At 72.8% G+C, this 26877-nt stretch carries 29 protein-coding genes and 1 pseudogene; 11 read left to right on the top strand and 19 right to left on the bottom strand.

The window, feature by feature from the left end; genetic code table 11:
- Positions 1 to 67 (bottom strand): hypothetical protein (locus HCJ92_RS25795; protein ID WP_420824688.1); only part of this gene is annotated, 67 nt, incomplete at its 3' end.
- Positions 68 to 225: 158 nt separating this feature from the next.
- Here HCJ92_RS25795 and HCJ92_RS08515 point away from each other — a divergent pair.
- Positions 226 to 705 (top strand): DoxX family protein, encoded by a 480-nt coding sequence (locus tag HCJ92_RS08515; RefSeq protein WP_245240702.1) that lies wholly within the window; start codon positions 226 to 228, stop codon positions 703 to 705.
- A gap of 94 nt (positions 706 to 799) precedes the next feature.
- Here the strand turns inward: HCJ92_RS08515 and HCJ92_RS08510 are convergent, their stop codons facing one another.
- Together HCJ92_RS08510 and HCJ92_RS08505 are read right to left on the bottom strand one after the other, a co-directional pair.
- Entirely contained in the window at positions 800 to 1045 is a 246-nt protein-coding gene (locus HCJ92_RS08510; RefSeq protein WP_167932855.1) for a hypothetical protein, read from the bottom strand.
- Complete coding sequence (locus HCJ92_RS08505) at positions 1042 to 2691, bottom strand: PspC domain-containing protein (RefSeq protein ID WP_245240701.1); 1650 nt, start codon at positions 2689 to 2691, stop codon at positions 1042 to 1044. The genes HCJ92_RS08510 and HCJ92_RS08505 overlap by 4 nt, the downstream gene beginning before the upstream one ends.
- 123 nt (positions 2692 to 2814) lie before the next feature.
- Here HCJ92_RS08505 and HCJ92_RS08500 point away from each other — a divergent pair, with 123 nt between their 5' ends.
- Positions 2815 to 4083, top strand: coding sequence for an ATP-binding protein (locus HCJ92_RS08500; protein WP_167932854.1), 1269 nt, complete (start codon positions 2815 to 2817; stop codon positions 4081 to 4083).
- Entirely contained in the window at positions 4080 to 4814 is a 735-nt protein-coding gene (locus HCJ92_RS08495) for a LuxR C-terminal-related transcriptional regulator (RefSeq protein ID WP_167932853.1), read from the top strand. The genes HCJ92_RS08500 and HCJ92_RS08495 overlap by 4 nt, the downstream gene beginning before the upstream one ends.
- Positions 4815 to 4999: 185 nt before the next feature.
- On the opposite strand, the gene HCJ92_RS08490 is transcribed toward HCJ92_RS08495, so the two are convergent.
- The 4 genes from HCJ92_RS08490 to HCJ92_RS08475 all read right to left on the bottom strand — a co-directional run bounded on the left by HCJ92_RS08490 (position 5000) and on the right by HCJ92_RS08475 (position 6637).
- Positions 5000 to 5158 carry a hypothetical protein gene (locus HCJ92_RS08490; RefSeq protein WP_167932852.1) on the bottom strand — a complete coding sequence of 53 codons (159 nt, stop codon included), beginning with the start codon at positions 5156 to 5158 and terminating at the stop codon, positions 5000 to 5002.
- A gap of 52 nt (positions 5159 to 5210) precedes the next feature.
- Entirely contained in the window at positions 5211 to 5459 is a 249-nt protein-coding gene (locus HCJ92_RS08485; RefSeq protein ID WP_167932851.1) for a type II toxin-antitoxin system RelE family toxin, read from the bottom strand.
- Positions 5456 to 5836, bottom strand: a complete 381-nt coding sequence (locus HCJ92_RS08480; protein ID WP_167932850.1) for a hypothetical protein — start codon at positions 5834 to 5836, stop codon at positions 5456 to 5458. Before HCJ92_RS08480 ends, HCJ92_RS08485 begins: the two co-directional genes overlap by 4 nt.
- Before the next feature lie 342 nt (positions 5837 to 6178).
- Positions 6179 to 6637 (bottom strand): hypothetical protein, encoded by a 459-nt coding sequence (locus tag HCJ92_RS08475; RefSeq protein WP_167932849.1) that lies wholly within the window; start codon positions 6635 to 6637, stop codon positions 6179 to 6181.
- A 274-nt stretch (positions 6638 to 6911) separates the two neighbouring features.
- Between HCJ92_RS08475 and HCJ92_RS08470 the strand changes: the two genes are divergently transcribed.
- The 3 genes from HCJ92_RS08470 to HCJ92_RS08460 all read left to right on the top strand — a co-directional run bounded on the left by HCJ92_RS08470 (position 6912) and on the right by HCJ92_RS08460 (position 8360).
- On the top strand, positions 6912 to 7751 hold the full coding sequence (locus HCJ92_RS08470; RefSeq protein WP_167932848.1) for a helix-turn-helix domain-containing protein: 840 nt from the start codon (positions 6912 to 6914) through the stop codon (positions 7749 to 7751).
- Positions 7748 to 7954 carry a DUF397 domain-containing protein gene (locus HCJ92_RS08465; protein WP_167932847.1) on the top strand — a complete coding sequence of 69 codons (207 nt, stop codon included), beginning with the start codon at positions 7748 to 7750 and terminating at the stop codon, positions 7952 to 7954. Before HCJ92_RS08470 ends, HCJ92_RS08465 begins: the two co-directional genes overlap by 4 nt.
- Before the next feature lie 199 nt (positions 7955 to 8153).
- Entirely contained in the window at positions 8154 to 8360 is a 207-nt protein-coding gene (locus tag HCJ92_RS08460; RefSeq protein ID WP_167932846.1) for a DUF397 domain-containing protein, read from the top strand.
- 37 nt (positions 8361 to 8397) lie between these two features.
- Here HCJ92_RS08460 and HCJ92_RS08455 read toward each other — a convergent pair whose 3' ends face one another.
- From HCJ92_RS08455 to HCJ92_RS08435, 6 genes are all read right to left on the bottom strand, one after another.
- Complete coding sequence (locus tag HCJ92_RS08455) at positions 8398 to 9144, bottom strand: phosphotransferase family protein (RefSeq protein WP_167932845.1); 747 nt, start codon at positions 9142 to 9144, stop codon at positions 8398 to 8400.
- Between the two features lie 145 nt (positions 9145 to 9289).
- Positions 9290 to 11227 (bottom strand): ABC transporter ATP-binding protein, encoded by a 1938-nt coding sequence (locus HCJ92_RS25330; protein WP_167932844.1) that lies wholly within the window; start codon positions 11225 to 11227, stop codon positions 9290 to 9292.
- 109 nt (positions 11228 to 11336) lie between these two features.
- On the bottom strand, positions 11337 to 12071 hold the full coding sequence (locus HCJ92_RS08445) for a lasso peptide biosynthesis B2 protein (RefSeq protein ID WP_167932843.1): 735 nt from the start codon (positions 12069 to 12071) through the stop codon (positions 11337 to 11339).
- Positions 12068 to 13891, bottom strand: a complete 1824-nt coding sequence (locus tag HCJ92_RS08440) for an asparagine synthase-related protein (protein ID WP_167932842.1) — start codon at positions 13889 to 13891, stop codon at positions 12068 to 12070. Before HCJ92_RS08440 ends, HCJ92_RS08445 begins: the two co-directional genes overlap by 4 nt.
- Positions 13892 to 13994: 103 nt before the next feature.
- Positions 13995 to 14123 (bottom strand): hypothetical protein, encoded by a 129-nt coding sequence (locus tag HCJ92_RS25325; RefSeq protein ID WP_275942267.1) that lies wholly within the window; start codon positions 14121 to 14123, stop codon positions 13995 to 13997.
- A gap of 59 nt (positions 14124 to 14182) precedes the next feature.
- A complete protein-coding gene (locus HCJ92_RS08435; RefSeq protein WP_167932841.1) occupies positions 14183 to 14326 on the bottom strand; it encodes a hypothetical protein in 144 nt (47 codons plus the stop codon).
- A gap of 242 nt (positions 14327 to 14568) precedes the next feature.
- Here HCJ92_RS08435 and HCJ92_RS08430 point away from each other — a divergent pair, with 242 nt between their 5' ends.
- On the top strand, positions 14569 to 15978 hold the full coding sequence (locus HCJ92_RS08430) for an NsdA family TPR-like regulatory protein (protein ID WP_167932840.1): 1410 nt from the start codon (positions 14569 to 14571) through the stop codon (positions 15976 to 15978).
- Positions 15979 to 16945: 967 nt separating this feature from the next.
- Here HCJ92_RS08430 and HCJ92_RS24765 read toward each other — a convergent pair.
- From HCJ92_RS24765 to HCJ92_RS08420, 3 genes and pseudogenes are all read right to left on the bottom strand, one after another.
- Complete coding sequence (locus HCJ92_RS24765) at positions 16946 to 17269, bottom strand: hypothetical protein (protein ID WP_245240700.1); 324 nt, start codon at positions 17267 to 17269, stop codon at positions 16946 to 16948.
- 145 nt (positions 17270 to 17414) lie between these two features.
- Positions 17415 to 17756, bottom strand: a pseudogene (locus HCJ92_RS24760) (HAD family hydrolase); the annotation flags it as partial.
- Positions 17757 to 17889: 133 nt separating this feature from the next.
- The gene (locus HCJ92_RS08420) at positions 17890 to 18480 is read right to left on the bottom strand and encodes a DinB family protein (RefSeq protein WP_167932839.1); all 591 of its coding nucleotides are present in this window, start codon (positions 18478 to 18480) and stop codon (positions 17890 to 17892) included.
- A 115-nt stretch (positions 18481 to 18595) separates the two neighbouring features.
- On the opposite strand from HCJ92_RS08420, the gene HCJ92_RS08415 reads away from it, so the two are divergent.
- Positions 18596 to 19225 (top strand): GNAT family N-acetyltransferase, encoded by a 630-nt coding sequence (locus HCJ92_RS08415; protein WP_167932838.1) that lies wholly within the window; start codon positions 18596 to 18598, stop codon positions 19223 to 19225.
- Positions 19226 to 19373: 148 nt separating this feature from the next.
- Here HCJ92_RS08415 and guaA read toward each other — a convergent pair whose 3' ends face one another.
- The gene (gene guaA, locus HCJ92_RS08410) at positions 19374 to 20957 is read right to left on the bottom strand and encodes a glutamine-hydrolyzing GMP synthase (protein WP_167932837.1); all 1584 of its coding nucleotides are present in this window, start codon (positions 20955 to 20957) and stop codon (positions 19374 to 19376) included.
- Positions 20958 to 21258: 301 nt separating this feature from the next.
- Between guaA and HCJ92_RS08405 the strand changes: the two genes are divergently transcribed.
- Entirely contained in the window at positions 21259 to 21666 is a 408-nt protein-coding gene (locus tag HCJ92_RS08405; RefSeq protein WP_209310861.1) for a chorismate mutase, read from the top strand.
- Between the two features lie 751 nt (positions 21667 to 22417).
- On the opposite strand, the gene HCJ92_RS08400 is transcribed toward HCJ92_RS08405, so the two are convergent.
- Together HCJ92_RS08400 and HCJ92_RS08395 are read right to left on the bottom strand one after the other, a co-directional pair.
- Positions 22418 to 23989: a succinic semialdehyde dehydrogenase gene (locus tag HCJ92_RS08400; protein ID WP_245240699.1), complete on the bottom strand. Its 1572-nt coding sequence runs from the start codon at positions 23987 to 23989 to the stop codon at positions 22418 to 22420.
- Between the two features lie 115 nt (positions 23990 to 24104).
- Positions 24105 to 24599 carry a MarR family winged helix-turn-helix transcriptional regulator gene (locus HCJ92_RS08395; RefSeq protein ID WP_167932835.1) on the bottom strand — a complete coding sequence of 165 codons (495 nt, stop codon included), beginning with the start codon at positions 24597 to 24599 and terminating at the stop codon, positions 24105 to 24107.
- A gap of 299 nt (positions 24600 to 24898) precedes the next feature.
- Here HCJ92_RS08395 and ribB point away from each other — a divergent pair, with 299 nt between their 5' ends.
- Together ribB and HCJ92_RS08385 are read left to right on the top strand one after the other, a co-directional pair.
- Positions 24899 to 25615 (top strand): 3,4-dihydroxy-2-butanone-4-phosphate synthase, encoded by a 717-nt coding sequence (ribB, locus tag HCJ92_RS08390; protein ID WP_167932834.1) that lies wholly within the window; start codon positions 24899 to 24901, stop codon positions 25613 to 25615.
- A partial coding sequence (locus HCJ92_RS08385; protein ID WP_167932833.1) for a 1-acyl-sn-glycerol-3-phosphate acyltransferase occupies positions 25612 to 26877 on the top strand: 1266 nt, incomplete at its 3' end. The genes ribB and HCJ92_RS08385, both read left to right, overlap by 4 nt.

The raw sequence follows: 26877 nt of genomic DNA, 5'->3' as shown, positions 1-26877 counted from the left end.
CGTAGCGGACCGGGGTGCCGGGGCGGGAGGCGTGGATGATCTGGCCGTTGCCGACGTACATCCCCACGTGGGTGAGACCCGGGTAGTAGAAGACCAGGTCACGGGGGGCGTGCCACCGCACGACGCGTCCCGGCGCCCTTACCGGCCGCCGCGCACGGTGACAGACTCGGGGCGCTGGACCGACGCGAGGAGCCGAGCATGCCGGTGGACAGGGTGAGTGGACCGATGGACGACCAAGGGGGCGTCCGCGAGCGCCTCGCCCGTCACGGGGTCCTGCCGCTGCGGCTCTTCCTCGGCGTGACGTTCCTCTACGCCGGGCTCGACAAGTTCCTCTCGGGCGGCCCGTTCTCCTCGGTGGACCGCGAGGTCATGCGGTCCATGCTGGAGTTCGGCCGTGACACGTCGGCCGCCCCCTGGCTGGTGGACCTGGCGCTGGACAACGCCGGGCCGGCGCTCACCGGGGTCGCGGTGGCGGAGGTCGTGGTCGGAGTGCTGCTGCTGGTCGGTGTCCTCACCAGGCCGGCAGCGATGCTCGGCGCCGTGATGGCGCTCGGGTTCTGGGTCACCGTCTCCTGGGAGACCAGCCCGTACTACTTCGGCGGCGATCTGCCGTACGCGGTCGGATTCCTGACGCTTGCGCTCACCGGGGCGGGCGCGTTCTCGGTGGACAGTGCCCGCGCCACCCGCCGCGCCGCGGCACGCTGACCCCGCACCCGGTGCGGGTCGGGACACCGTGCCCTGGCGCGGGCCGGGGTGGCATCCCCGCCCCCGGGCCGGGGTGAAGGCGCCCCCGGGTGGGTCAGTCCCCGGACCGGCCGGGCGGGCACCTGCGGTCCCGCCTGCGGCGGACGGCGTAGGTCACCACCGAGACCACCGCCGTCAGCAGCAGGGCGACCGGCACGGCCCCGGCGAGGTACCGCAGCTGGACGTCGATCGTTCCGGCGGTCCGCGCCGCGAAGCCTGCGGCGATCGCCAGCAGGCACAGCCCGAGGAGCAGCCGCGCCGGCTCGAAGTGGGTCCGCCTGTCGTTGCGCTCCCGGCTCATCGCGCCGCCACCTCCGTCAGGACGCCGCCGGCGGCGTCGATCTCCGGGCCGGTGCGCGGTGCCGCGGCCTCCACCGGCTCCTCGGTCTCGACCGTCCGGTCGTGGTCAGCGGGGTGCGGTTCGTCCTCGGCCTCCGCGACCCGCTCCACCTCGATGTGCCCGACGCCCACCGACAGCCGCAGTTCGAGGACCCCGGCGGGATCGGTGCCCGGCGGTGGGCCGTAGGTCGCCGACCAGTCGGCGCGGAAGCCGCCGCCCTGCACCCGCCCGTTGGGTCCCCGGTCCGGGTCCTCCCGGTCTCCGAAGGTGTACCCGCCGAGCCGGATGTCGGCGGTGATCTCGACGGTCACGTCCCGGGGGACGTACACGCGGAGCTGGCCGCCGCCAACGGTCATCGTCGTGGACAGCCGCTCGCCGTCCGACATCTCCACCCCGGAGAGGTCCAGAGTGGCCCGGCCGCTGCCCAGCTCGTAGGACGGCTCGACCGCGGCGACCGACGAGGGCGTCCAGCGCTCGTCCGTCCACTGCGTCGTCATCGAGGGCGGCAGGGCAGACGCCCCCGCGATCAGCGCAGCGGTGAAGACCGCCGCGAGGATGGTGCCGGTGCCGATCCGCCCCCAGAAGGCGCCGACTCCCATGCCGAGGCCGAACACCGTCAGCGCGGCCGTGCCCGCGTAGACCAGCGCCGCCCCCAGCGGCTGGTCCCAGGTCAGGGCGCCGACGACCGTTGCCGCCGCCACCGCCAGCAGCAGCACGGGCCCGCCGAGCCAGAACACCCGGCGGCTCTCGGGCGCCCGGCTCTCCTCCCCCCAGGTGGGAGGAGCAGCGAACGGTCCGCCGCCTCCGCCGCCCTTGCCCAGGTCGACCGTGGGCCGGACGTCGGAGACGTCGGCGCCGGGCGGCCCCCAGAGGTAGCCCTCCTGCGGACTGCCGCCGTGGCGCCACCAGGACGCCGTCGCGGGGACGGGCGGCGCCTGCACCTCGGGCGGGGCGCTCGCCACCGCCTGGGCCGTCGCCGGGTCGGGCGCGGTGTCGGCACCCGCGCCGTCGAGCCCCCGACGGTGCCGGGACCAGAACCCCACCCCGACGAGCCCGACCAGCAGCAGCATGGAGAAGGACTGCGAACGTCCCGGCAGCGACGCCAGCAGCAGCCCGGACCCCACGACGACCAGCAGCAGCGCGGTCAGCCCCGGGCCGTCCACCCTGCCCGAGAGCATCCGGCGGCCCTCGTTCTCGCTGTAGTCGTCGAACGGCAGCAGCAGCCACGCCACGCCGTAGGCGATGAGTCCCACGCCACCGATGAGGGAGAGCACGCCGAGGCAGACCCGGAAGATCACCGGGTCGAGGTCGAAGTACCGGCCCAGACCGCCGCAGACACCGCCGATGACCTTGTGGCGGCGGCTGCGCACCAGCCGCGGCCCATCCTCACGCGGCCCCCGGCCGCCGGACCATCCGGAGCCGGAGCGGTTGCTGTTACCGGCACCGTCACTCCATCCGCCGCCGCCACCGGAGCCACCACCGTGACCACCGCCACCGCCGTGACCACCGGACGCGTCGCCGCCCCACCCGCCGCCGGTCGCACCGCCCGGCGCCGCCGGCGTGGCCGTGCCGACGCCACCGGCCCCTCGCGCTGTCTCCTCAGTCATGCACACCATCGTGACGGTGCCCGGGGCCCGGAAACATCCGGGGCGGCCCGGAACCGCCCCTGATCCCGGTGTCAGGGGCCGACCCTGATGCCCGCCGGGCCGCACCCGTGTGACGATCGCTCCATGACGACCGCCCCACCCGTGCCCGGAACCGACACGGAGGAGCCGCCCATCCGCAAGCTCTACCGCAGCGCGGAGGGCCGCTGGCTCGGCGGCGTCGCCCAGGGCCTGGCCGGGCACCTGGCCGTGCCGGTCTCGTGGGTGCGCTTCGCCTTCTTCGCCCTGACCGTCGCCAGCGGCATGGGCGTCGTGCTCTACGGCGTGTTCTGGTTCGTGGTCCCGCTGGGCACCGGCCCGCTCCCGCCGCGCCCCCACCCGGGGGCGACGGCGCCCGGCGGCAGTCGGCTGCGGCAGTACACGATCTACGTACTCGCCGTGGTGATGCTGACCGTCGGTGCGGGGGTCTTCTGGAACAACGTCCAGTTCGAGATCTCCGGCGGCTACCTCTGGACGCTGGCGCTCATCGTCATCGGCGCCGCCCTGGTCTGGCGCCAGGCGGACGACTCCCGGCGCGCGCACTGGGCGAAGGTCACCCGCGGCAGCCGCTGGCTCCCGCTGGCCCGCTCCGCGGCGGGGGTGACGCTCGTCCTGATCGGCGTCGCCGGCTTCGTCGTCACTCGTGCGAGCGAGGACCTCAGCCGTGTCGTGCAGGCGGCGCTCGCGGTGCTGGTCGGCACCGCCCTGCTCGCGGGTCCCTACCTCGTGCGGATCCTCCAGGACCTCAACGAGGAGCGCACCATGCGCATCCGGGCGCAGGAGCGGGCGGAGGTCGCGGCCCACGTCCACGACTCCGTGCTGCACACCCTCACCCTGATCCAGCGCAACGCGTCCGACCACCGCGAGGTCTCGCGGCTCGCCCGCGCCCAGGAACGCGAACTCCGCGCCTGGCTGCACAAGTCGGCCGAGGCGACCAACGGCGTCACCGTCGACGACGAGGAGACCCGCACCTTCTCCGAGACGGTCAAGGCGACCGTCGCCGAGGTCGAGGACCACCACGGCGTCCCCATCGAGGTGGTGTGCGTCGGCGACTGCCCCGTCGACGAGCCGCTGGCCGCAATGCTCCAGGCTGCCAGGGAAGCGATGGTCAACGCCGCCAAGTACGGTGGCGAGGGCGGGCCGGTGCAGGTCTTCGCCGAGGTCGAGGGCCGGGAGGTGTTCGTCTCCGTGCGCGACCGCGGCCCCGGCTTCGATCTGGACGACGTGCCCACCGACCGGATGGGCGTCCGCGAGTCGATCATCGGCCGGATGCAGCGCAACGGCGGCAGGGCCCGGGTACGGTCGGTACCCGGTGAGGGAACCGAGGTGGAACTGATGATGGAGCGCGCCGAATGAGCCACGACCCGCAGTACGGAGCCGGCGGATCGCCTTCCTCCCTGGGCGCGGGCGGTGACCCGGCGGCCGGTCGCCGGTCGCGGGTCGTCCTCGTCGACGACCACCGCATGTTCCGTGCCGGGGTGCAGGCCGAGATCGGCCGCACCGCCGAGACCGGCGTCGAGGTCGTCGGCGAGGCCGGCGACGTCGACCAGGCGGTGAGCGTCATCCGCGCCACCCGGCCCGACGTGGTCCTCCTCGACGTGCACCTCCCGGGCGGCGGCGGCGTCGAGGTGCTGCGGCGCAGCGCCGAGCTGATGGGCGCGGCCACCGACCCGGTGCGGTTCCTGGCGCTGTCGGTCTCCGACGCCGCCGAGGACGTCATCGGCGTCATCCGCGGCGGCGCCCGCGGGTACGTCACCAAGACCATCACCGGCAACGACCTGGTCAACGCGATCTTCCGCGTCGCCGACGGCGACGCGGTCTTCTCGCCCCGGCTCGCGGGGTTCGTGCTGGACGCCTTCGCCTCCTCGGACGCGGCACCCGCCGACGAGGACCTGGACCGGCTGACGCAGCGCGAGCGCGAGGTGCTGCGGCTCATCGCCCGCGGCTACGCGTACAAGGAGGTCGGGAAGGAGCTGTTCATCTCGGTCAAGACGGTGGAGTCCCACGTCTCGGCGGTGCTGCGCAAGCTCCAGCTCTCCAACCGCCACGAGCTGACCCGCTGGGCGACCGCCCGCCGCCTGATCTGAGCCGCCCCCGGCACCGCCCCCGCCGGGACCGCCACGGAGTGGGGAACCGTCGGTTCGTCCCGGCGGGGGCGGGGTTCGGGGCCGGTTTCACGGACTCCTGAGCCCGCGGGCACGCGGCTACGTCGGTCAGTCCATCGGGCATGCCGTGACGGAAACGGGCTGGCCCGTGGGGCAGGCCCCAGTGGTCACGCAGCAGAGTCGTCCGGGGGCTCGGTGCGCGAGGCGATGGCGTCCACCCAGCTGGCGAGGGACTCGCCGGGGAGGGGCACCGGGACACTGGGCATCCGGCGTGGCCGCTTTCGGCCGGTGGTGAGGACGCGGAGGTTGCTGCGCCGGTTGTTCACTGGCACTGGGTGGGGAGGTCCCGGCGGCGTGTGGGTGGTGCGGAAGTGCGGGTCATCGCGCCCGGCCGACGAGGTCGATGGCGACCACGACGGGCTTGTTCTGTCGGATGGTGTACCAGATGCGGTAGCGGCCGACGTGGATGCGGTACTTGCCTCCGCCGCAGTCCAGCGCACCGGAGGGGCGGGGGTCGCGCGGCAGGAGGTTGACGCTGTCCAGGACCTGGTCGACCCCGGGCGGGTCGTCCTTGGTGTACCGGGTCAGGGCGTTCTTCGCGGCCCGCTCCCATATGACCTGGCTCATGAGGTCATCCGCCCCTTCAGCTCGTCCCGCAGCTCCTCGGTGGTCACCGGTGCGGCGGTGCCGCGCTGACGGTCCAGTTCTCCCCGGAGCAGCCCGAGGGCGTCTTCCAGAACTTCGAGGAGAGCCGGGGAGACGACGACTGCGACGGTCTCGCCGGTGGCGTCAGTGAGCGACAGTGCCTTGGCCTCGTGAGCGAAGGCCAGTGCCTTCTCGGCGTCGAGGGCCGGCGGGTCGCCGTCCTTCTCGCGCTGGGCGAGGTCGTCCCGGGTCTGGGATACGTAGCGCGCGATCGCGTCCAGCTGCCGCGCCGCGTCCGCGAGGGAGAGGGTGTCCACCGACCCCTGGCGGACATGACCGTCGAACTGTGCAGGGTCCATGCGCGGAACCGTCGCACAGCATGAAGCCGACCGGCAAGAGCGCCCGGCCCGGCCCGAGCAGGCTGCCGCGGCGGAGCAGGCATCGGGCTTGGTTCCGGGGACAGCGGTGGCAGGCGAGTCAGGAACAGCTGTCCGTGCGGTAGGAGGAGCGGCGGCTGTTTCCCCTGTGATGGGCGGGCAAGCCGGCCGCCTTCCTCCGGTCGGCCTCCTGGTCAGAGCAGCCCCCGCCGGGGCCGTCGCGGAGTGGGGAACCGGCGGTTCGTCCCGGCGGGGGCGGGGTTCGGGGCCGGTTTCACGGACTCCTGAGCCCGCGGGCACGCGGCTCGCGGTCTCGTGGGTGGGTCACCGGCACGGGGCTGGTCGCAGAACGGGACGGGCGGAGAGGGAGTAGAAGACCTCGACGTCGACCGAACCGCAGATCCGGTCCGTCCCCCGGGCGTTGGCGCTGACGGGCTGCCCGCCAGCCAGGGCTGCGCACTGCACCGAGCGAAACCGGGCGTCCGTCGTCCACTCCCGGAACACGGCGGCGACCGCACTCACGCCGCCGCTGCTCGCCTCCCCGGAACAGTCGGCGGTGGCTTCGAGCACCGAGGCCAGGCGTTCAGCCTGGTCGTGCAGCCAGCCCACCGCCTCCTCGGGGCTGTCCCACCACGCCCCCGCCAGGTACCACTCCCCGCCCGCCTCCGGCGAACGGACCTTGGCCTCCGCCCAGTAGCCGTCCACAACTCGGTCGGCGCCCGTGCCCGGCAGCTCACATACGCGTCGCCCCCGGCCCGCAGAGTCCGCGTCGTCGGCGCTCACCTGCCCAGATCCTTGAAGTGTGCGTCGATGTCCGCGCTCAACTGCGCCAATATGGACCGCAGTTCATCCAGAGACAGTCGTTCGATCCCCGTACCGTCGGTAACGGGCTTCGCCCCCTCAGGCCCGTGAGTACAGGCACTCGCCTCCGCAGGATCACCCTCAGCACCCACGATCACTCCTCTCCGTAGCACCTCCACTACCAAGCGACCTCAGCGTGACCTAGGGTCCCAAAGGCATCAACTTGTGGTGACGGAAGGAAGATTCGAGGGTCCTCATGGCGAACATCAAGGAGCTGAGCCCCGACAGCAGCCCGCAGGCCGCCTTCGGCGCCAACCTGCGCAGGTTGCGTGAGGAGCGCGGGTGGAAGCAGGAGGAACTCGGTCGACGGATGGGGTACTCAGGAACCCACATCTCCGCGGTGGAAACTGATCGCAAGATGCCGACTCTGCGCCTCGCGCGCAGTGCGGACCAGGCCTTCGGCATTGAGCAGTCGCCCGATACCTTCGAACGCCAGTGGCGCGAGATTCAGCACGGCACGCTCCTGGAAGGCTTCGGCGAGTTCGTCCGCCACGAGGGCCGGGCCGCAGAGATCCGCCTCTACGAGGTGGGCGTCATGCCAGGTCTGTTGCAGACGCCGGAGTACGCGGAGGCCCTCACGGCCCGCGCTGTGGAGCGCGGAGCCATCACCCCCGAACAGGGCACCGAACGGATCGCTCTGGTCGAGGAGCGGCAGGCTGCCCTGAATCGCAAGCCTCCGCCTCTCATGTGCGTTGCGCTGGATGAAAGCTGCCTCAGGCGTCCGGTCGGCAGCACGGCCACGATGGACGGCCAACTCAGCCGGCTGGTGGAGTTCGCGGCTCAACCCCACACGATCTTGCAGGTTGTGCCGTTCACAATCGGTGACAGGCGACCGCTCAGCCTTCCCGTAACCATCCTGACGCTGCCGGACCGCGCTCTGATGTCCTACGCGGAATCCGCGCAACGGGGCCATCTCGAGCGCGACAACAAGTTCGTCCTTCCCACCCTTGCGGCCTACCATCAGCTACAGGCCGCAGCGCCCTCGCAAGACCAGTCCGTCGCCATGGTCGAGAAGCTACGAAAGGGCACCCCGTGACGTCCGAGTCCCCCCGTTGGTTCAAGTCTTCCTTCAGTGAGAACGGCGGTCAGTGCGTGGAGGTCGCCACCAACCTCCACGCGACCACCGGCACGGTTCCCGTCCGCGACTCCAAGAACCCCACCGGTGCCGTCCTCACAGTCCCCACTGCCGCCTTCAGCGGCTTCGTGAACGGTCTCACGTCGGGCGCCTTCGACAGCTGAGCGCAACCAGCGCATCGACGGCCCCACCGCGCCCCGCGCGGTGGGGCCGTGCTGCACTGACGTCATCGATCGCCACCGCACAACGGCGAGGAACCCTGTAGCCGCCCATGCCGGTCGCTGCCTAGCATCGCTCCCCCGAGCCGCAACGGCCCCTCTGGGCCGACTCGTTGTCGTGGCCGCAACCACGAAGGGCTGACCCGTGACGAATGAGCAACCCACCTGGCGCTCCTCCTCGTACAGCGACAACGGCGGTCAGTGCGTGGAAGCCGCCACCTGCGGTGCCGCGACCACTGGCACCGTCCCCGTCCGCGACTCCAAGAACCCCACCGGACCCGTCCTCACCGTCCCCGCCGCCGCCTTCACCCACTTCGTCAACGGCCTCGCATCGGACACCTTCAACCGCTGAGCAGCCGAACCATCCCCGAGGCGCGGCAGCGACGGTCTCACGCCAGCGACTTCAGCACATCGACCTCACAGCCCGGCAGAAACGGGTCGAACCCGTGCTGCACCAACCAACGGACCGACAACAGGCTGCGCACCACCCACCAGCCACGAATCACGTCGAGGTCAGCGCCGGACCCGTAGCCCGCGAGGACATGGCCGAGTTGATCACGGTGGCCGAGCGTGAAGCTGGCCACGTCGTACAGAGCATCGCCGCGACCGGCCTCCGACCAGTCGATGATGCCGGTGACGGCGTTCCCGTCGAGGAACACGTGCGCGACCTGGAGGTCGCCATGAGTGAACGACGGCTCCCACGGCCGCAGCACCGCCTCGCAGACCCGTCGGCAGCGTGAGACCAACTCAGCGGGGAGCAGGCCACCGGCAACGAGCGCCTCACACTCCGCGTCGATCTCGGCCGCCAGATCGGTACTGCTCCGGCCCGCCCGGCCGAGGCGGCTCGGCAACGCCGCGTCGTGCAACCGTCGGATCGCGGCTCCGGCGGCGGCCCACGCCGCCGGCGAGCCGGTGGACGGTCCACCGAGCCGCCCGAGCGTCTGCCCCGGGACCGCGGCGATGGCGAGCACGGGCGGTTCGCGCCACAGGATCTCCGGCGTGGGCACCGGCACGAGGGACATCGCCTCGACCTCGGCGTCGACCCGCGCCGAGTCGGCATCCACCTTCAGGAACACGTCCCCGACCCGCAGCGTCACACGCTCCGCGTGGGCGACCACCACTTCGACCTCGTCCATGACCGACCAGTGTTCCGGTGACGCGCGCTCCCGTCCTCCGGATTTCCGCTGCCGTCATCCGACCGGTTCCGGTCCTCGGCGGCAGGCCCGCGCGGACAGTGGAACCATCTGAGCACGGCGCCGGAGCGCCGCCGACTGGTTGAGGTCAGCTGGCGGCGTAGGTGTCTGCTTGGGCGCGCCACATGGTGGCGTAGAGGCCGTTCTGGGCGGTGAGGGTGGTGTGGTTGCCGTCTTCGGCGATGGTTCCGTTGTCGAGGACGATGATGCGGTCGGCGGTGCGGGTGGAGCCGAGGCGGTGGGTGATGAGAATGACGGTGCGGCCTGCTGCGAGGGTGCGGATGCGGTCGTAGACGGCTTCTTCGGCGAGGGGGTCGAGTGCGGAGGTGGGTTCGTCGCAGATGAGGACGGGGCTGTCGCGGTAGAACGCGCGGGCTGTTGCGATGCGTTGCCATTGGCCGCCGGAGAGGTCACGGCCGCCCCAGTGGCTGGGTGCGAGGTTGGTGGCCAGGCCGTCGGGGAGGGTCGCCAGGACGGTGTCGGCTCCGGCGGCTCGGGCGGCGGCGTGGACGCGGTCTGCGTGCTGGTCGCCTTGGCCGAGGGTGATGTTCTCGGCTGCGGTGACGGGCCAGCGGGCGAAGTGCTGGGGGAGCATGGCCAGGCGGGCCCAGCGCTGCTCGGGGTCGGTTCGGGTGAGGTCGATGCCGTCCCAGGTGACGGTGCCGTGGGTGGGTTCGTAGAGGCCGGCGAGGAGTTTGGCGAGGGTGGACTTGCCGGAGCCGTTGGCGCCGACGATGGCGAGGACTTGGCCGCGGTGGACGGTGAGGTCGATGTCCTTGAGGGCGGGGGAGGCTGCGTGGGGGTAGTGGAAGGTCAGGCCTGTCGCGGTGATGGAGCGGGGGTTGTCCGGCGCGGGAAGGACCCCGACGGCAGTTTCGGGGAGGCTTTCGCCGAGGTCGGTGCGCTGCGTGCCGGCGGGTTGGTGCTGCTGGGTGAAGGTCTGCCAGTCGGCGAGGTAGAGGCCCTTGAGGTAGGTGGTGTTGATGCCGTGGACCAGCCCGATGAGGAGGCGTTGGCTGGTCTGGACGGCGATGAAGGCGGTGCCGGCGGCTTCGGGGGCGATCCGGCCGGTGGCGGCAAGCCAGAGCAGGGCGGCGTAGACACCCATGGTTGCGGTGCCGGCGATGGCGTCGCCGATGAGCTGGTAGCGGGCTCGGGTTCGCCCGACGTAAGCGGCTGCTTCCTCCAGGCGGGCGGTGAGTTCGGTGAAGCGGGCCAGGAGCCAGGGGCGCATGGTGCAGGCCCGTACTTCCAGCGCGGTGGCGCGGCCGGCGGTGTGGTAGATCCAGGTGTGGCGCAGGCGCCTGTCGGCGAGGGTGTGTTCGTCCGCCCGGTGGGCTGCGCGGGCGCCGCGGGCGGCGGCCCACGCGCGGGGGACTACGGCCAGGAGCAGCAGCGGGGCGAGGAGAGGGTGGAGGCTGATGAGGACTCCGGCGGCGGCGGCGATGCCGAGGATGGCTCCGGTGACGTCGCTGAGTGCGGCGACCATGAGGTGGGCGTCCTTGGAGGCGCGACTGGCGGCTTCGCTGCGGTCGCACCAGGCCGGGTCGTCGTATGCGGCCAGGGGGGCGCGGGTCGCGGCTTCGAGGTAGGCGTGCTCGGCGACGCCGTCGACCTTGGGCCCGGTGCGGGCGTTGGTGGCCAGGGTGAGGGCGGCGATCAGGGACCGGAGGGCTGCGGCTGCGCCGACGACGATCAGTGACGGCAGCGCTTCGCGGAGGCGTTCACCGGTGGGGCCGCCGGCGAACAGCGGAGCGAGGGCAGTGGTCGTGGCGTAGAGGCCGACCGCGGTGACGGCGGCCGACAGGAGTTGCAGGAGGCCGGTCAGGAGGAGCGCGCGGCGGTCGGCGCGCCAGGCCAGGCGTAGCAGGGTGGTGGAGAGCGCGGGGAGGCGGCGGGTGATGGTCCACCAGGAGGTGTCGAGTGCGTGCTCGTTGTGGCGTTCGGCGCTGACGGCGTAGCGGGGGATGGGCGCGGGGGCGGGCTTCCTGCGGGTGCGGGAGTGGGGCACTCGTGGGGTGGTCATACCTGCGCAACGACGGTCGTTGGCCGGTGGTGACTGTGGATAACCAGAACGTTTATGAACGGGCGTTCGGAGTTTCACCCGACCTTGTCGGCCCGAATGAAACCCCTGGTCACAGGCGTGCGGCGGTGATGTAGGGCCAGGGGCGGTCGTCGGCGCTCTGCCCGATGATGTGGGTGGTGGTCTCCGTCCAGGCGTGAGCGGCGACGGGTGCGGGGCGCGCGCCCAGGCACAGAGTGAGGCGGTCGCCTCGTAGCCGGGCGGCCAGGGTGGTGGCGAGCGTTTCCTCCAGGCATGCGAACCGGCCGGGCCACCGGCGGCCTGCGCGGATGACCGCCGTGTGCAGGGCCGCCGCACGCGCAGCGCCGGGTTCCCGGCGGGAGAACCGCGCGGCAGCCGTGACCCACCCGAGGGTGACCCGAATCGGCAGTAGGTGCAGCGAAGCGAGCGCGGCGAGCGTGGCGAGGGCCACCGCGGCCCGGTCGACTCCTGACAGGCGCTCCCCCTCGTTCTGGGCAGGAGCCGCGTCCGCCGCGGTACGGGGCGTGGACGGGAGGTAGAGGGCAGCGGTCGAGGAAGCCGCCTGGGGCGCGGCACGCTGCGGCGGCGGCAGGTAGCCGGCGCCGGCCGGGATCTGACCGCCGGCCCGCCACGGTGCTGACCACGCACGCGTGCGCTCCCGCCACCCCGATCTTCTGGTCGCTGCGTCGTCGGGGCCGGAGGTGAGTACTCGCCACGTCTGGGCGGCGGCCGGGTTCAGGTGCACCCAGCGGCCCCGGCCGCGACGGATGTCCATGAGAGCTGCGCCTCCGTCGGGCAGGAAGGCGGTATAGACGTTTCTCTTCACGGTGTGCTCCCTCTGGTGGTGGTCCAGCGCACCGGCCGGTCGGCGGTGCGGGTGAGCCAGAGCTCGGTGACGACCAGTGCGTGCAGCGCTCCCAGCGGTGCGGGCGCGCCCCCGGCGGCTGCGGCGAGTTGCGCGGCGACCGCGCGGGTCTCGATCAGTCCGGCAGCCCCGAGGCGGGAGGCGTCGAGAACGCCCGCGAGGGTGGGGTGGTTGCGGGCCAGTCCGCGGTACAGGCTGGCGGAGAAGCTGGTCTTGGTCCGCCGGTGCAGCAGCCAGTCGGGAACCAGGCCCTGCAATGCTCGCGCGGCCAAGGGCTTGTAGAGGCCGGGCGCGACCCGGTCTCGAGCGGGGATCGCCATGGCGGCGCCCACGACGGCAGGGTCCAGGAGCGGGGCGTGGACGGTCAGCCCCCAGCGCTGACGTGCGATCTGCTGGTAGGCAGCGTGGCTGGTAGCCATGAACTCCAGCCCCAGGCGATCGTGCGTGCGACCGGGTGCAGCGGTCGGGTCGGCGCGGTGCGCTGCGTCGGTGAGGACGTCGGCAGCCAGGGCCCGGCCCGCTGGTGTCAGCCATGGTGCGGCCGGTGAGGTTCCGCACCATGCGAGGTCGGCGGCCGGGCAGGGGGCGGGCGGGCGGTGGCCGGCTCGCAGGTCGGCGCTCGCGCGGTGCAGGGCGTGCGGATAGGAGGTACCGGCGGTGGTGCGGGCCTGTCGTCTCACCGCTCGGGCCGAGGCCGTCCGGCCGCGGGCGTAGTCGGTGGTCCGGGTGGTTGCGGCGGTGCGAGGGCCATCCCGCCACAGGTCGGCCAGGTACTGGGGTGCGGCGCCGAAGACGTTGTCGCCGCCGCGGCCGGTGAGGTGGTGGCGGGCGCCGGCGGCGCGAGCAGGAGCGAACTGAGCGTCCTTGATGGCCAACAGGCCCAGGGCCAGGGCGGGGGTGTCCGTTGCGGGGAGGGCCGCGATGTCCTGCAGGAGATCGAAGTGCGCGGCTCCGGATGCCCGGCCGTCGACGAGGTGGTGGTCCAGGCGCCGGTTCTCCGCGGCGAGGCGGCGGGCGTAGCGGACGTCGTCGCTGTCGGCCAGGGCCTGGTCGGTGTAGGTGAGCGCGGGCAGGGGACCGGCTGCCGTTCGAGCCGCGAGCGCGGTGACGCAGCCGCTGTCGACGCCACCGGACAGGTCGGTGGAGAGGTCACCCCGCTCGACCCGGCCGCCCACCGCCCGCAGCAGAGCGGCCCGCAGCAGGCCGGCGCCGTCCTCGAATGAGAGCGCGGCCGGTTCGGGAACAGGACGCAGCATCGGTGCCCGGTCGGCGAGCAGGCGCAGCGCACTGCCGGGCGGGACCCGGTGGATGCCGGGGAACGCGGACCGCTCCCCCACCTCCACACCGGTCAGCGCGAGCCGGCTCAGCAGCGCGCCGGCATCGGGTCCGGCCCCGGTGAGACCGGCAAGCGCGAGCGCGGAGGTCGACCACCACACCCGCCCGGCATGCCGGGTCCAGAACACCGTGACGGCACCAGCGCGGTCACCCACCAACACCCCGTCGCCGGTGAACACACCGGTCAGGCCGGAGCCCGGGAGCGCGCCGGCCCGCGCCAGGTCACCGCGCGACGCGGCGTCGAGCGCCTCGCTGCGCTCCACCGGTGTTGCCAGGCACGTGCCGGCGCGCACCAGGTAGCCGCGTGGCGAGGAGCAGCTGGTGATCTCGCCGACGTCGTGGTCACAGGCCCACGCGGGCCAGGGGCCCAGCTCGGTGACGGTGCGCGCGCCCACCGGCTGGTGCGGCGGCGGGCCGAACGGGGTGGTGCCGGCGATGAAACGCATCGGAACTCCAAGCGTGAGAGATGGGTCGTGCCCTGCGGCCCGAACGGGGAGAGGCGGGCCGCAGGGCACGTGGTTGCTGGACTTCGGGTAGAAGCCCGACGAGTCAGTGCCAGTACTCGGTGTCGTCGGGCTTGTCGAAGCCGGCCGACCCCAAGGTCACCTCCTGCACCGTGCCGAGGTCAGCGACCAGCGGCTCGCGCTGCTCCGGGTAGTGGTCGTCGATTGTGTCCATGTGCGTCGTCCTTCGGTGAGAGCCGGGGGCCGCGGTCTGCGCGGGCCCCGGCGTGCGGGTCAGGACTTGGCGGGCGCGCCCTTGAAGTACTCGCTGTCGTCGGCGTCGTCCTCGGTCGCCCACCCGAGGGTGGAACCGAGAACCGTGCCCAGGTCGGTCGCGACGCCCTCCACGGGCAGCTCCCGCGAGACGCTGGTGTCCATGACGCTCTCCCTTCGGCCGGCCGGGGCTTTCCCCGGCTGCCACACCAGGACACCGCCCCCAGGCGCTGCGACCCCAGGGGCCGGGAAGCGGCGATGCGCTGCGCTTGACTCCCGCAGCAATGCGGTGCGGCATGCTGCGAACCGGTGCGAACCCGCACGGGCGTCTTATCGAACCGCCAGGTACGGGCATATCGTCTAGCGGGCAGCACGGCTCGATCGCCCCGAGGAAGGGTCCTCCCGTCGTGACCGATCGCCGCAACACCCTGCTCGCCCACTGGGTCAGCCGGGCACACGTCAGCTACGGCCGGTTAGCCACTGAACTGGTCCGTACCGCCGCCGACCACGGCCACCGAAGCATCCGCCCGGACCGCTCGCGAGTCGCGCGCTGGATCACCAACGGGGAACAGCCACGGCCACCGGCCCCCGATCTCCTGGCGGCCACACTCACCCGCCTGTGCCACCTGCCCCGCCCACTGACCCCGGCCGATCTGGGACTCGTACTCGCCCCCCGCTCCCCGACACCCACTGGAAGCTGGCACCCTCAAGCCGTCGTAGCCTCTCTCCTCCACACCACCCGGAGCGACGCCATGTCGGACGACACCACCCCGGTCCCCGCCCGCCTCCTGGCCGGCCCCGAACTACTGCGAGCCGCACAAGGATGGCTCCACCTCCCCGACCCCGACAACCTCACCCCGCGACGGCCTGGACGCGTCGGAACAGCCGACGTCCTCGCCATCCAGCAGACCACCGACGCCTTCCGCCAACTGGACAACGCCCACGGCGGCGCGCTGTGCCGCCGCGCGGTCGTCGGACAGCTCCACCACGTCACCGAACTCGCCGGACACGGCTCCTCCACCGACACCGTCGCCCGCGGCCTGTTCGTCGCCGTCGCCGACCTCGCCTCCGTCGCCGGCTGGATGACCCACGACATCGGCCGCCACGCCGAATCCCAGCGCTACTTCCTCCTCGGGCTCCAAGCCGCCAAACAAGCCGGACCCGCCGGCCTCGCGATCGCCGCGCACATCCTGAACTGCCTCGCCCGCCAGGCCAACCACCTCAACCGCCCCGCCGACGCCCTCGACCTCGTCCAAGCCGCCCAGTACGGCACCAGGAAACTCCCACCCGGCCGCCTCCACGCACTCCTCGCCACCCTCGAAGCCCGCTGCCACGCCGTACTCGGCCAGCTCCCCGACGCCACCCGAGCCCTCGGCACCGCCGACCACCACCTGGCCGTGGACGCCCCCGACGCCCCGCCGTCCTGGGCCGAATGGTTCGACACCGCCGAACACCACGTCACCGTCGGCGTCTGCGAACTCCTCGCAGCCCACCATGACCCCACCCGCGCCCAGCACGCCATCGACATGGTCCAACGCGGAACCGCCGCACGCCCGCAGGAACGGACACGCTCCCGCGCCTTCGACCAGATCCTCCTCGCACGCGCCCACCTCGCCGCTGACCAACCCGACGCCGCAGACACCGCCACCACCGACGCCCTGGCCCTGTTCGGCCAAGCCACCTCCACACGAGTTGCGGACCGCCTCACCGAACTCGACCACGAACTCAGCCAGCACCCCAGCACCACAGCCGCCACCATCCGCGAACGCCTACGACCCGCACTCGCAGCCGGCCCCGCGGACGCCCCAACCCTCTGAGGTGCAGAGCCAGCCCGTTGCGGTCCGATCGAGCACCCGTGAGCAACTCACGCGCGGTTACTCGGACTGGAGTTGTTCCGACGCAACCGGCTGACGAGCAGCGCCGGAGAGGCCGAACTGTTGGCCTCCATCGATGCGAAGAAGGTGATGGCGGTGGCCGTGCTGTGTTGCGACAGTAGGAGGGCCGCTGCGCACTCGTCGGGCCGCAGAGCGAAGACGGTCTGCCCTCGCTCGGGCAGCACCCCTGGCAGACCTCGACGCCGGTCGCCGCGACGTCCGGATGACACTCCATCGAGCCCGAGGAGACCGCTTGTGACCCCCGCCCCTCCGCACGCCTCACCTACGCCGTCCGTACCGGGCGACGGCGGCACACCATCCGGTCCCACCCTGGTCGTGGGAGGGACGGGCATGCTCGCGGGAGTCGTGCGCGGCCTGGTGCGCGCCGGCCGACGTACGGCGGTGGTCGCGCGGAGCGAGGCACGCATCCGGAGCCTCGCTGCCGGAACGGACGAACCGGCGAAGGTGCTGGCGGTACCGGCGGACTACACGCGCCCGGAGACGCTGGACACCGCGCTCAGCCACGTACTCACGGCCAACGAGCACTTCACGGCAGCGGTCCTGTGGGTGCACGGCCCGCACCGTCCCGTCGTCCACGGGCTGCTCGCGGGCCGCCTCGCTCCAGGCGCCCTCCTGCTGGATGTCCTGGGCAGCGCCGTTCTCGCCCCCTCGGCCAGCGCGCTGCGCAGGCCGGCGAGTTCCCGGCGCGGCGTATCGGGCGGCGGTTCTCGGCTTCACGGACGGCGGCTACGGCACGCGCTGGCTGACACACGCGGAGATCAGCGACGGTGTTCTCGCCGCGGTCGAGGAGGGGCCCGAGGCGCCACTGGCACGGGTCATCGGCCGTGTCGAACCCTGGGCGGACCGGCCATGACCCGACGCCACCGCGCCCAGCGGCTTCACGCCTGGCTCAGGGCTTCCTGTCCTGCTGCTGTACTGGTGCAGCGCGGAGTGCGACGTAGACGCCCCAGCCCTTGCGGACGTAATTGACCCAGCGTGTGGGCGTGCTGATGTGCATGCCGAGGTCGTGGCCGCCCAGTCCGATCGCCACGTTGACGGGCCGCAGCTCGTGCTGCATCTGGTGGTAGATCCGGATCAGGTTGGCCCGGCGCCACTGTTCCGCGGTGATGCCCTGCTGGTCGTTGTCACGCGTTTCTCCCGGGTCACCGTGCTGAGGGCCGGCTGGCCCCTCGCTCATGGCCTTGATGCCCTCGATGCTGCGCAGTTGGTGCACGATCCCGTACCGCGCGGCCACCTTGGCCACCTGGTCGAGGACGAGGTGTCCATCATCGCGGCTTGCCGTATCGGAGAGCGCCGCGCTGCGCCGCCGAACTCGATGAACGCGCCACCGGCTTTCTCGCCTCCATCTGACCGGCCTCCAGCTCCTCCGCCCGAGCGGTCTGGTTTCCCGCCACGACCACCCGCAGCCCCCGCTCACGGAGCGCCTGGAGCGTCGGCCGCACGTCCTCGTACAGGTCCGACTCGTCCAGGTACTCGCCCTGCCCGGCGGCCCCCGTGGGGCGTACTCCGCCGTGATGTCGAATCCCGGCCTGACGAGCCGCAGTGCGTCCACGTTGTCCCGCCCCTGCGCCACGACCGCGCCGACGAGCGCCGACATCGTGTGACGCGGCACTCCGAGCCAGTGGGCCCCCACTGCCCCAGTGCCGGTCGTCGCACACCCGGGTCTGCCCGTTGTCGAACGCCACGCAGCGGATCGTCATGGCCGCAGGCTACCCAGCGGCGGCGGACGAGCCACCCCGGATCGCCCGCCGCCGCTAGGACCGGGGGACGGCCCGTCAGCCCCGGCTGTGGCGCGCCGCCAACCCGCCCGCCGCCAGAACCCGCCCCCTCCGCTCAGGCGCGGTCGGCGGCGGTGCGGGCTGCCTGTTCGAGGCGGTCGCGGTACTGCGCCCACCACTCCTTCTCCTCCTCGGGCAGGTTGTCGCCCAGGCGGCGCAGTCCGACGACGCCGTCGATCTGCTCACGGAGGATGTCGGCGTGGCCGGCGTGCCGGTGGGTCTCCGTGGCGACGTGCACCAGGATGCGGTGCAGGGTCACCGCGCCGTTCTCGCCCCACCAGGGGACCTGCCCCGTCGACTCCAACGTCAGCTCGGTGATCGTGGTGTCGGAGTGCGCCCAGGCGCGCCGGTAGAGGGCCACGATGTCCTCGCGGCTCTCCTTGGGCGTCGCCCACATGTCGATGTTGGGGACGTCGTGCTGCTCCATCCACGCCGGGGCGTCCGGCACGGGTCGGCCGAAGACCAGGCCGAAGTACCCCATCTCGACTCCGGCGTTGTGCTTCACCAGCCCCAGCAGGTTGCTGCCGGTCGGCGTCAGCGGGCGACGGACGTCGTACTCCGAGAGGCCGTCCAGCTTCCAGAGCAGCGCGTCCCGCCCCTCCTGGAGGTAGGAGCGGAGGGTTTCCTTGGGGTCCGAGAGCTTCATGTCGGCAGTCTTCCACCGGCCACTGACAGCCGGCTCCGCCCCGCTCCGCGGCCCGGACGGCGCGCGGGAGACAACCCGGTTGCCGGGTGGCGGCGGGCGGGCGAGCATGTGCGGCATGTTCACCCCGGCGCCGCCCTCGTGGCATCCTCAGCAGTCGTGGCCGCACTCCGACCGCCTGCGGCTCCGGCCGCTGACCGAGGCCGACGTCCCGGCGCTGCACGCGCTCCACAACGACCCCGAGGTGATGCGGTACCTCACCGGCGGTGCGCCGGTGTCGGTGGAGCACGTCCGGACGGTGGAGCTGCCGCGGCTCACCCGGTGGTTCGACGCGGCGGACGGCCCGGGTTTCTGGGGCGCGGAGCGCCGCGACGGGGAGGGCGGGCTGCTCGGCTGGTTCGAGCTGCGCCCCCTCGACGCGGGCAGCGGGGAGGTGTTCGAGCTGGGGTACCGGCTCCGCCGGGACGTCTGGGGCCGGGGGTACGCCTCGGAGGGCGGCCGGCTGCTGGTGCGGCGCGCGTTCGAGCGGCTCGGCGCGCGACGGGTCACGGCCGACACGATGGCGGTCAACACCGCCTCCCGCCGCGTGATGGAGCGGTGCGGCCTGCGGTACCTGCGCAGCTACACCGAGGACTGGCCCGATCCACTGCCGGGCTCGGAACACGGCGAGGTCGAGTACGTCATCGACCGGGCGGAGTGGGAGGCCCAGCGCCTGCCCGCCGACGAGCAGCCGGACGACCGGCGTTGACGGCCGGGCCCCGGCCGCGGCCCCGGAGACGCACCACGAACGCCGCCGGGCCGGCGGGTCCGCGTCTGTGCGGTCCCGCCGGCCCGGCGGTGTGCGGCGCAGCGGCTCGGCTGCGGCGCGGGCGCGGCCCGTGGTCACGGGCGGGCGCTCACTCCCACTCGATGGTGCCCGGGGGCTTGCTGGTCACGTCGAGGGTGACGCGGTTGATGTCGCGGACCTCGTTGGTGATGCGGTTGGAGATCGTCGCGAGCACGTCGTAGGGCAGCCGCGACCAGTCGGCGGTCATGGCGTCCTCGGAGGAGACCGGCCGCAGCACGACCGGGTGGCCGTAGGTGCGGCCGTCGCCCTGGACGCCGACGCTGCGGACGTCGGCGAGCAGCACGACGGGGCACTGCCAGATGTCGCGGTCCAGCCCGGCGGCGGTCAGCTCCTCGCGGGCGATGGCGTCGGCCTGCCGGAGCAGGTCCAGCCGCTCGCGGGTGACCTCGCCGATGATGCGGATGCCGAGACCGGGGCCGGGGAACGGCTGGCGCTGCACGATCTCGTCGGGGAGCCCGAGCTCCTGGCCGACCATGCGGACCTCGTCCTTGAAGAGCTGCCGCAGCGGCTCGACCAGTTCGAACTCCAGGTCCTCGGGGAGGCCGCCGACGTTGTGGTGGGACTTGATGTTGGCGGTGCCGGTGCCGCCGCCGGACTCGACGACGTCCGGGTACAGGGTGCCCTGGACGAGGAACGCGACGTCCTCGCCGTCGCTGCCGGCTTCGGCGATGATCTCGGCCTGCGCCTGCTCGAAGACGCGGATGAACTCGCGACCGATGATCTTCCGCTTCTCCTCGGGGTCGGTGACCCCGGCGAGGGCGTTCAGGAACCGCTCGGAGGCGTCGACGACCTTCAGCTGCGCGCCGGTCGCGGCGACGAAGTCCTTCTCGACCTGCTCGGTCTCACCGGTGCGCATCAGGCCGTGGTCGACGTAGACGCAGGTCAGCTGCGAGCCGACGGCCTCGTTGACCAGGGCGGCGGCGACGGCGGAGTCCACGCCGCCGGAGAGCCCGCAGATGGCGCGCTTGCTGCCGACGCGCTCCCGGATGAGGGCGACCTGCTCCTCGACGATGGAACCGGCGGTCCAGGTCGGCGCGATACGGGCGCCCCGGTACAGGAAGTGCTCCAGGACCTGCTGGCCGAAGGTCGAGTGCATGACCTCCGGGTGGTACTGCACGCCGTAGAGGCGGCGCTCGTCGTCCTCGAAGGCGGCGACGGGGACCTGGCCGGTGGAGGCGGTCACGGTGAAGCCCTCGGGCGCGGCCGAGCAGGCGTCGCCGTGCGACATCCACACGACCTGCTCGTCGGGGGTGCCCTCGAAGAGGGTGGAACCCGACTTGGAGACGGTCAGGTCGGTCCGGCCGTACTCACGGGCACCGTTGTTGTCGACGGTGCCGCCGAGGGTGGTGGCCATCAGCTGGAAGCCGTAGCACATGCCGAAGACCGGGACCCCGGCCTCGAACAGCGCGCGGTCGATCGACGGCGCGCCGTCGGCGTACACGGAGGAGGGCCCACCCGAGAGGATGATCGCCTTCGGCTCCTTGGCGAGCATCTCCGCCACCGGCATGGTGGACGGCACGATCTCGCTGAAGACGCGGGCCTCACGGACCCGGCGGGCGATGAGCTGTGCGTACTGCGCGCCGAAGTCGACGACGAGCACGGTGTCGGGGGCCGTCGGGCGGGACGATGCCACGTGGAGCTGCCTTCCAGCGGTGGAGCGGGGTGGGCGGCCGAGTCTACCGGCCGCCGCCGTCTCACCATCCGGTCGTCCGGCGAGCGCCGAGGGCCCGGGGCGCGGGCCGGTGGCATACTGGCCCGCATGATGCGGCACGCAGCGTTCTTTACCTATGGCACCGGCCCGGCCGGCTGCCAGGTGAAGCGCTGTCTACCGCACTGAACAGCGACTTTCCGCAGCGTCCCGGGCCGGTTCGGCCCGGGACGCCGTCGTTTCCGGGTCGTGTTCGGCCCCGGGCGCTCCTCCCGAGGAGACCCCCATGACGACATCGACCGACACCGTGGCCCCGGACGCGACCACCGCCGCGGGCCCGCCCGCCCCTGCACCGGCCGCTACCGCCCCGGCACCCGCGCCCGCCACCACCCCCGGCTCGCCCCCGGCGGAGCGCGACGACGCGGAGTGGACCGGCGCCCGGACCCCGGAGGCGGCCGAGCTGGTCAGCGGGGCGCGTGAGCACATCGACGTGCTGGACGCCCGCATCATGGCGCTCATCGGGGAGCGCCGGGCGGTCTCCGAACAGATCCAGCGGGCTCGGTTGGGCTCCGGTGGGCGGCGGGTGAGCCTCGCGCGCGAGATGGAGATCCTGGAGCGCTACCGCGAGGAGCTGGGGCCGTCGGGCACCCGGATGGCGATGCTCCTGCTGGAGTTGTGCCGGGGCCGTTCCTGAAGCGCGCCGCGTGCACCCGCGGCCGGCGCGGACGGGGCGGCCACACCGACGACCACACCGACGGCGACACCGACTGCGGCGGTCACAGCGGCGGTCCTGCGGCGGTGACGGAATGCGTACGGGTCTGCGGAGAGGGGTGCGGCGCCCCGCGGTGTGTACCGGGGTCACCCGTACGGCACGTGACCCCCGTGGCGCCGGTTCGTTGAACGGGGTACTTCCGGAACGAAGAGGCGCACCGCCCCGGCATGGCAAGGGCGTTGGCCGTGGGACCTCGTTCCGGGCTGTGGCCGGGCAGCAGGGGACAGCAGGCCGGTCACGACTCGGCGGTCGGTTCCCGGGACGCCGGGAACCGGCCGCTTCAGCCAACCGTTGGGGTGGTGTGGACACATTCCGTCCCAGGGTTCTGGGTAGAGGTGTTCTGAGTTCGGCTGGTCGCCGACCGCGGCTCCGGGTGGGGGCGATGTGGTCGGTGTTCCCGCCGAGGGCCGAGCGATCGGCCCACACAGCAGCGGCGCGTCACCTCCCCCCGGGTGACGGCCGCACGGGTACCGGCGCCGCCCTGTCGCCGGTACCGGCGAAGCGGCCCCCGGTCGGCGTCTCCCCCCGGACGCCGGACCGGGGGCCCTTCTGCGTCCCCGGGGCCGCAGCGCGGCGCTGACGCTCTCGGATTCGGCGAGCGCCGGCGGGCCCCGTGAGCGGCGGCCCGCACGCCTCCTCGGCCGGGGCCGCGGCCCCGCTTCCTGGTCCCGCGTCAGGGCAGGCGCAGCGCCTTCAGCGCCTTGAGGGAGAGCGACGCGAGGGCCGCGAACTGGCGGTCGTCCATGCCGAGCGAGGGGGCGAGCGGAACCAGCCGCTGGTGGGCGACGGTCTGCGACTCGGTGTACTTCAGCAGCCCTGCCGCGCCGTGTCTGCGGCCGAGCCCCGACTCACCCATGCCGCCCATCGTGGCCGAGACCGACCCGTAGGCGGCGGCGAAGCCGTCGTTGATCCCGACGCTGCCGGTCCGCAGCCGCGCCGCAATCTGGCGGGCGCGGCACCTGTCGCGGCTCCAGACCGAGGCGTTGAGGCCGTAGGCGGTGTCGTTCGCCAGGGTGATCGCCTCCTCGTCGTCCCGCACCCGGCGGACGGAGACGACCGGCCCGAAGGTCTCCTCGTGGTACAGCGCCATGCCGGGCGTGACGTCCGTCAGGACGGTGGGCTCGTGGAAGTACGGTCCGAGGTCGGGGCGGTGCCTGCCACCGGTCAGGACCCGCGCGCCGAGCGCGACCGCGCCGTCGATGTGCCCGGTGGTCCGGTCGAGTTGGGTCTGGGAGGAGAGCGACCCCATGTCGGTTCCCCAGGCCAGCGGCGCCCCGAGCCGCATGGCGCGGGTGAGGGCGACGAACCGTTCGGTGAAGGCGTCGGCGACCGACTCGTGCACGAGGATGCGCTCGGTGGAGATGCAGAGTTGCCCCGCCGAGGAGAAGCAGGCCCGCACCGCGCCGGCCGCCGCCCTGGCCGGGTCGGCGTCGTCCAGTACCAGCATCGCGTTCTTGCCGCCGAGTTCCAGGGTGGAGCCGACCAGCCGTTCGGCGGCCTGTGCGGCGACGCGCCGCCCGGTGGCGGTCGAGCCGGTGAAGGCGACGTAGTCGGCCTCGGCGACGACGGCGGGACCGACGACGGGGCCCTCGCCGATCACCATGCGCCACACGTCCGCCGGCAGGCCGGCCTCGACCATCAGCCGCCTCGTCCACAGCGCGGCGAGGGCGCCCTCGGTGTCGGGCTTGGTCACCACGGCGTTGCCGGCGAGGAGCGCGGGCAACGCGTCCTCGACGGTGAGTTCCAGGGGGTAGTTCCAGGGCACGATCTGCCCGACGACGCCATGGGGCCGGTGGTACTCCCGGACCCGGGTCAGCACCGGCACGACGCCGGCCCTCGACCGCTCGCGGAGCAGTCCCGGTCCGCGGCGGCCGTAGTAGCGGGCGGCGAGCGCCGCGCCGAGCACCTCGTCATGGGCGTGGGTGCGGGCCTTGCCGGTGTCCAGCTGGAGGAGGTCGAGTACCTCGTCCTGGCGGCGCAGCAGCAGGTCGTGGAAGCGAAGGAGAACGGCGGCACGCTCCCGCACGGGGCGTGCCGCCCATGCGGGCGCGGCGGCCCGGGCGGTGGCGAATGCGTCCGCCACCTCGGAGACGGCGGTGGCCGGGAGTTCGGCCAGCCGGTCGCCGGTGAGCGGGCTGTGGCACGCGGTCCGCCCGCTGCCGGTGACGCCCGCTCCGAGCGATGCGGCCAGCTGGGGGGTGACCAGCAGTGCCGTTCTGTTCCGTGTGCGTTGTGGCCCGGTCATACCCGGGAGCGTACGACGGGTCGGGGGGAGTCCGCTACGCCCCCCGTGACCTCCCGCGGGAGCATGTGGGGCGCCCGCGGGGAGGGTTGTGGGGGGACGCTCGGTGCACGGTCCGTCAGCTGCCGAAGCGACGCGTGACCTTGGCGCCGGCATCGGTGCCGTCGACAAGACCGCGCAACGCCGTGACCAGCACCTGCAGCTGGTCGGGGTTGATCCGGTCAGCGATGGCTCCGGCGACCGCACTGTCCACGTCGCGGATCGCGGCCAGCAGTTCACGTCCTTCCGTCGTGAGGTGGAGGTGGACGACCCTGCGGTCGACGAGACCGGGCGCCCTGGAGACCGCACCTCGTCGCACGAGGGCGTCCACGATGCGACTCGGGCTGCCCGACTCGCAGACGATGAAGCGCCCCAACTCCGCGAGGGTCAGGGGCTCCCTGGTGGACAGGACCACCAGGATCTCGGCCTGGGCGGGCGTCAGCCCGTGGGGTCGCAGGTTCTGCGCGAGTTGTCGGTTGCCCTCGCGCTGCGCCGCGAGGATCAGATAGCGGACCTGGTTGGCCTGACTCGCTTCGCGGGTCTCGGCGTGCCCGGAGGCGGTGTCAACGCTCATGGCCGTCTCCTCATCATCATTCATCCGGCTGTGCACAGCAGTTTACATGTCCCATCATCAATGACGCATCACCGACCGTGGTGGATCGCGCCACCGAATCACCGGGGCACGAGGCGGAATCCGATGCTCCATAAATAGTTGTTGCCACATCGGTGCTGCGACATGCATGATGATTCAGCAGATGCGACAACATCGATGTTGCAGCAACTTGTGCGCCGTCACGCACAGCACCGCCTTCTCGTCCCGCACGACCGCCGTCAGGCACCGAAGCCACCGAATCGCCAGCCAGGAGTGTTCTCATGACCACGGTCACCCCCGCACCGGCAGATCTCGACGCCACCGGCACCATCGACCCCACGGCCCTCCACCGGGCCCCCGACGACGCGGCACCGGTCGTGCTGCACGAGGCGGCGGAAGCCGTGGCAGCCATCGCTCGCGGCGAGCTCGTCGTCGTCGTGGACGACGAGGACCGCGAGAACGAGGGCGACCTCATCGTCGCCGCGGACCACGCGACCGCAGAGGCCGTCAACTTCATGGTCACCCACGGACGCGGGCTGGTCTGCCTGTCCCTCACCGCCGGACGGGCAGCGGAGCTGCGGCTGCCCCCGATGGTGGAGCGCAACGAGGACCACATGGGGACCGCGTTCACCGTCTCGATCGACGGCACCCCCGAGAACGGCGTCACCACCGGGATCTCCGCACCGGAGCGCGCCCGCACCATCGCCCTCGCCCTCGACGGCACGGCCACCGACCTCGCCCGGCCGGGCCACATCTTCCCGCTCGTCGCCCGCGACGGCGGGGTACTGGAACGCCCCGGGCACACCGAGGCCGCCGTGGACCTCGCCCGCTTCGCCGGTCTCCGGCCCGCCGGAGTGATCGTCGAGATCATCAACCCCGACGGAACCATGTCCCGGCTGCCCCAGCTGGTGACCTTCGCCGCCCGTCACGGGCTCGTCCTCACCAGCATCGAGAAGCTCCGCGCCTACTCCGCCGCGCGGAACCAGGTCCAGCGGTGACCCTGCTGGACCGGATGAGCAACGGCGTCACGACCGCGGTCACCCGTCCCGCGGTCGTGCGCCGTCACCTCACCGGCGTCGAAGGACTGGAGCACCTGCCCGGCGACGGACCGTTCGTCCTCGTCTGCAACCACGTCAGCTTCGCCGACCACTTCTTCCACGAGGCGCTGCTGTACGCCGTCCGCGGCCACCAGGGCGCCTTCCTCACCAAGGCCGAGAGCTTCCGGGGCCCGCGCGCGGTCTGGTTCACCAGCATGGGAGCCCTCCCCGTCGACCGCGACCGCCCCGGCCGCGACCTGCTGGAGGTCACCGCCGGAGCGCTCCGCTCCGGACGGCCGCTGATCGTCTACCCGGAGGGGACCCGCAACCGCGGCGCCGGACTGCTGCCCTTCAAGGACGGTGCCTTCCGCTTCGCCGACCGCGCCGACGTCCCGGTGATACCGGCGGCCCTGCTGGGCACGCAGGAGATCCTCCCGGTCGGCGCCACCGTCCCGCGCAGGCGGCGCGCCCGCGTCGCCTACGGGCCACCCCTGACAGCCGACGCCTCGCTCGGCCGCGCCGCCCGCATCCGCGACCTCACCGAACGAGGCCGCGCCGCCGTCGAACAGCTGGCCTCACGGCTTGCCGCGCCCACGGCGGAGAGGGACGCCGCCGCGGCGGAGCGCACCGCCGCTCTCGCCGACGCCCTCCTCGAACGCACCCTCTCGGGGACCGACACCCAGCCGGCCGCCCTGCGCTTCCGGCAGGCAGGGCTGCTGCTCGACGCCGCCCTGAGCACGGACCCCCGGTCCCCCGCCGCCCGACTCTGCGCCGCCCGGCGCGCCGGACTGCTCGCCATGGACAGCCGGTCGCCCGCCGCCGTCCTCCGGCTGCGGCAGGTACGGAACGCCGCGGAGCAGGTACTGGCCGAACACCCCGACCAGCTGATGGCCCACTACCTGCTGGGCCGCTGGCACCTCGCAACCCCACGACTCCTCGGGGGCGACCTCACCGCGGCCGTGCACCACCTCGCGGCCGCCGAACGCCTCGGCGGGCAGGACAGCCGCTACGCCATGGCCCACGCCGAGGCGCTGGAGACCGCGGGCAGGGGCGGCGCCGCGACCGCCGCCTACGCACAGGTGGTGGCCGCGCCCGCACCGGACGACCGGACCCGCGCCCCCCACAGCCCGAGGAGCACAGTGCACCAGTCGCCCGAGCCCGCCGCTTCCCCCGCCTCCACGGCGTCCACCGAGACGACCGAGCCGACCGAGCCGACCGCTTCC

Origin of the sequence: Streptomyces spiramenti (genome assembly GCF_012034385.1) — a bacterium.
Taxonomy (GTDB): domain Bacteria; phylum Actinomycetota; class Actinomycetes; order Streptomycetales; family Streptomycetaceae; genus Streptomyces; species Streptomyces spiramenti.
This window is presented reverse-complemented; position numbering and strand designations above follow the sequence as displayed.